Consider the following 4177-nt stretch of genomic DNA (forward strand, 5'->3'; position numbering starts at 1 on the left):
CATAAAAGAATTAAGGCAAAATTAAAGGGTATGAGCCCAGTACAATACCGGGCTCATACCCTAGAGGCTGCCTAATGAAACGACCTGTCTAACTTTCGGGGGTCACTTCAATTTTATAAAAGATACAGTGGCTTTTTTACTATAGATAGAGTGAAGTGTATATTTTCTGTTCGTTAAATACACTTTTAACGAACAGTTATAGTTAAATCAAGAGATTAGTGATAAGTTAGATACATTAATCTAACTTATCATTAATCTCAACGCCGTTATTGTGAATTAGCTTTAAAAGAGCATAGCGAATTATTCTTTCTAAACCTGTAAAAGTAAGAGTGTTATTTAAAGCTCTCTTAGCTCTTTGAACAGGAGGATTGACTTCACCCATAACAATTTCATTTTGCAGGTTTTTACGTGGTATAATACGTTCTCCAAATTCAAGTCCAGTATGTACATATAAACTCCTTAAGTCATATGCGAATTTTATATTTTGTTCTATTGTATCTTTAGTTATTATTCCAACATTTTGTATTGCTTCGGTATTTTCATAAAAATTATCATTTAATAATTCTATTAATGAATAGTAGAATTTTCTCTTTACTTGGAAAAGCCTACTTTTTAAATCACGTACTATACGATCTCCTTGCTCTAGAGTAAGGATTCTTTCAAAATTCCGAAGTAAATTCTCATCATAAAGTTGTTCTTCTGTGTATTGTTCTTCATTGAAGTTTGAAATGATTTCTCCGCATGTAATTAAGTCTAAAAAGGCAAGTTCGGGTTCTGTTGGATAGATACTTAACGCTCTATTATAAAATTTTCCGGCAGCTATAATCATTTGGCGGAAACTATCTGATAATCCGTTTGCTAAAAGAAGTGGTTCAATTAATTTAAAATGACTTAAATCTAAAGGAATTGATAAATCTTTTCTTGGTTGATAATTGTATTGAGGTTGATAATAGTATTCGTTCGGCGACAATGCAAGATTTGGTGTTCTATGAATACCATAGGACTCTAATAGTCCATGATTTTTAAATTCTTTTCCATACAATATTGATAAAATAGTACAAAAGACCTCACTAAAATCAGTTAGATCTCTTCTAAGCATAGGATTATCTTGAGCATAACGGAAAGTCACTACAAGAAAAGTTCTGGAATTAGGGTTTTCTGTGATATCAGGTATTCTATCTTTATTCGGAAAAGATAATTGTACGGCAGTATCCTCAGACATATAATTACCCACAAATCTCGCAGGTGTAGAAATCATAACTTTATGTATCTCTTCATTAGGTTTCAGCATAAAGACCTCCGAATTTTTTATTTAATCAATTTTAATATTATAACATATTACCATCTCCTGAACTCTTCGTTAAATGAGAATTTAACGAACACTTCAGTGGATGTAAGAGTTTCCCTCTTCCCCCATCTTGTACAAGGACAAGAATCTCTAAACTATTTAGACAAGAAAATCTAAACTTTCACTTTGACGTATTTGTTGAAGCAAGAAACTATAAACTAATATTTATTAGTTTACTTTGGAACTTTTTATAAAAATTTGTATAAAATAAAGTGAAATTACAGATGTATTAAGATGGAAATGGTATTTTTTTTAAACAAAAACCTAGTAAAAACTAGGTTTTTTGTTTAACTCATTTATGTTCTACATAAGAAATCCCAAAATAAAAAATTCATTAGAATATTTACATTCTAACACTTTTTTTGAAATCCAACATAAAATGCTATGAGCATTTACAACATAGTTTTGGTCATTAATAAAAAAGCCACAATAATTGCTGTGTTTTTTCTTATTGGAACTGTGAAAGTAAACTTCTATTCAAAGATTTACTTTGAAATATTGTAATATTACTGGCTAAGTAGTTTAGAGTTTGTTGTCCTATGTTCAAAAGGTTTAGACTTTCATGTCTTTTTACATACACGGACAAGAATCACTAAACTATTTAGACAAAAAAGTCTAAACTTTCATTTTGGGAACTAGATTGGGACAAGAAAATCCAAAATAAATTTCATAGATTTACAGAACTAAATCCATATAATCTTGTATGAACGTATACGTTTAAATACTACGTTATTTTTATTTGTAAATAAATTATAGTACAAGGTTCCTTCTTCTAACTTGAACCATCTTAATTTTAACCGGTTCTGGTGTAAATATAGGAGACATTTCAAGGAGCAATCGGGATTCCTACCGGAATTGTTCTTTTCTATCATATGCATGGCTTATACTCTTATTTGATATTACCCTATATTTCAAAAAAGCACCGCTATGGATGCTTTAGCCTACATATTCTTCGATTTTACTAAAGATACTATTACTAGCAGGTACTAAGCATGTAGACGCTACAATTTCAGAAATAAGTTTATCAAAAAAACAAGCTTACAGTCATATTAACACCCACTGCCCTAATAATAAGCAGGAAACATTAAATAAATTTAAAATTTTATTATATTAATATTGATTTTAGTTTATCTTTGTTACAATGATAAACACTTTCATTGAAGAGCTTGTTTTAATACAGCTACTAACTCATTTATACTTTTTATTTCTTTTATGCAGTTATCATGTCTCGAATATTTAAAAATTTTAATGCTTAGAATAAGCTAACAATATGCTTATATAATAAATCACCTTAAATGTAACAGCCATCAATCAATATTTTTTAAACTGTTACGATTAAGTTACTAAGAGTTGGAGGATGTACATAAACCAATCTTTAATAATGTTTCGCTCTTTGTTACTGCCCTTTATTGTTGTTTATTAGAAACTAATAACACTATAATTGCTTTATCGTCATCATCCTCATCTTCGTTTTTCACAGTCACTTCAATACGTTGGTCAATTTTATCCTTTGGAACAATGATAGGTGTAGCACTCTTGTTTGTACCATCAAGATCTCCAGTATCTTCACTTCTACCTTCAAACAGCTTAACATCATGTGAGACACCTATGGATAGATCCATTCTTAAGTCGAAGTCGAAATGAGCCTCAACTCTAATTTCCCCACCATACTTTTCTACCCATTCTAACTTGGCGTGTGTATTGAATGGCTCGAGATTAAATATAACAGGACTCCCTGGCACTCCATTGGTTCTATTTGTAGAATGATCTGTTTCAGGCCATCCTTCGTCGTCAAGAATATGCATATGTCCTATTATTTCAATTTTACGAAAGTTTTCAGGAGGGAATGATGGTGTTGGTACCGGTGAATCTGGTGGACATTCTTTGATAAGAAAGCTGTTATTAGCTGTTTGGTTTTGCTTTATAGATATGGCTGTACTTTTTGCAGTAGGGTGCATCAAGTTACAGCTGTTACTGTTATGTTTTTTATTATTAGGATCCATCTCGTCATCTGGATCATTTCCTATAAAAGTGGTATCCATGGGACTGGTTTTACGCCAAAATAGAGCATGACCTAATTCGTGAGCAAAAACATATGGAGTGGCACCGTCTGCAAGGATAATAGCATATGTAAATTTTTCTGTCATTTGCCCATTTTGTGTTTTGTATTCGTAATCGAAATACTGGCACCCCGTTGTTTTCCCATCTTCAAATGTGGCACCAGCAACATAATAAACCGCAATTGCTTTATCTGGACAATCTATTCTATAATTAAGTAATTTTTGAACTTTTGGAGATTGTTCACTTATTTTTTTATCACAATTAGCAGCAATGGGCTCATTTTTCACATTATAATCATCATTATTCGGAGTTGGCAGTTTAAATTTGAGGTTAAATTTAATTCCACAAACTCCCCAGATTGCTGATGCGCTCTCTATGTCTTTATTAATTCTAAAGTCATTAACATTGGCACCTGGAGCCGTATATACACATATATCCACACAATTAGGCATTTTTTGCACCTCCAATTCTTCCTTATTTTTCAAATCAAGTGTTATTTCTTTGTTAAAGTTATATACACCGCTATTATGCATTAAATTATCATTTTATATACTATTTTCATTTCGCATACAGACCGTATTTTATTTATTAAAATGGATATTCACTATATATTAGTTAGAAAATTAGATAAGAAAAAGAGCACCCGAGAATTCCAAGTGAAGTGACCCCTAAAAGTTAGACACGGTTATTTCATTAGGCAGCTTGATAAAAGTGAGTCCGGTATTGTACCGGGCTCATTTTTAATTTTGCCTTAATCCGTTTCGTATT

The 4177-nt window shown here is 31.3% G+C and carries 2 protein-coding genes; both read right to left on the reverse strand.

Annotation, left to right across the window (positions count from 1 at the left end):
* Positions 1-235 precede the first annotated feature (235 nt).
* Entirely contained in the window at positions 236-1291 is a 1056-nt protein-coding gene (locus MR170_RS29895; protein ID WP_242310501.1) for a HEPN domain-containing protein, read from the reverse strand.
* A gap of 1463 nt (positions 1292-2754) precedes the next feature.
* Positions 2755-3942 carry a hypothetical protein gene (locus MR170_RS29900; protein WP_242310503.1) on the reverse strand — a complete coding sequence of 396 codons (1188 nt, stop codon included), beginning with the start codon at positions 3940-3942 and terminating at the stop codon, positions 2755-2757.
* Positions 3943-4177: the final 235 nt, after the last annotated feature.

The sequence above is a fragment of the Bacillus cereus group sp. BfR-BA-01524 genome (genome assembly GCF_022662595.1).
Taxonomy (GTDB): Bacteria; Bacillota; Bacilli; order Bacillales; family Bacillaceae_G; genus Bacillus_A; species Bacillus_A thuringiensis_S.

What these genes read in the sequence shown, in the direction of transcription:
- MR170_RS29895 (WP_242310501.1), bottom strand. Translation starts at nt 1,291, where the DNA reads ATGCTGAAACCTAATGAAGAGATACATAAAGTTATGATTTCTACACCT.
- MR170_RS29900 (WP_242310503.1), bottom strand. Translation starts at nt 3,942, where the DNA reads ATGCATAATAGCGGTGTATATAACTTTAACAAAGAAATAACACTTGAT.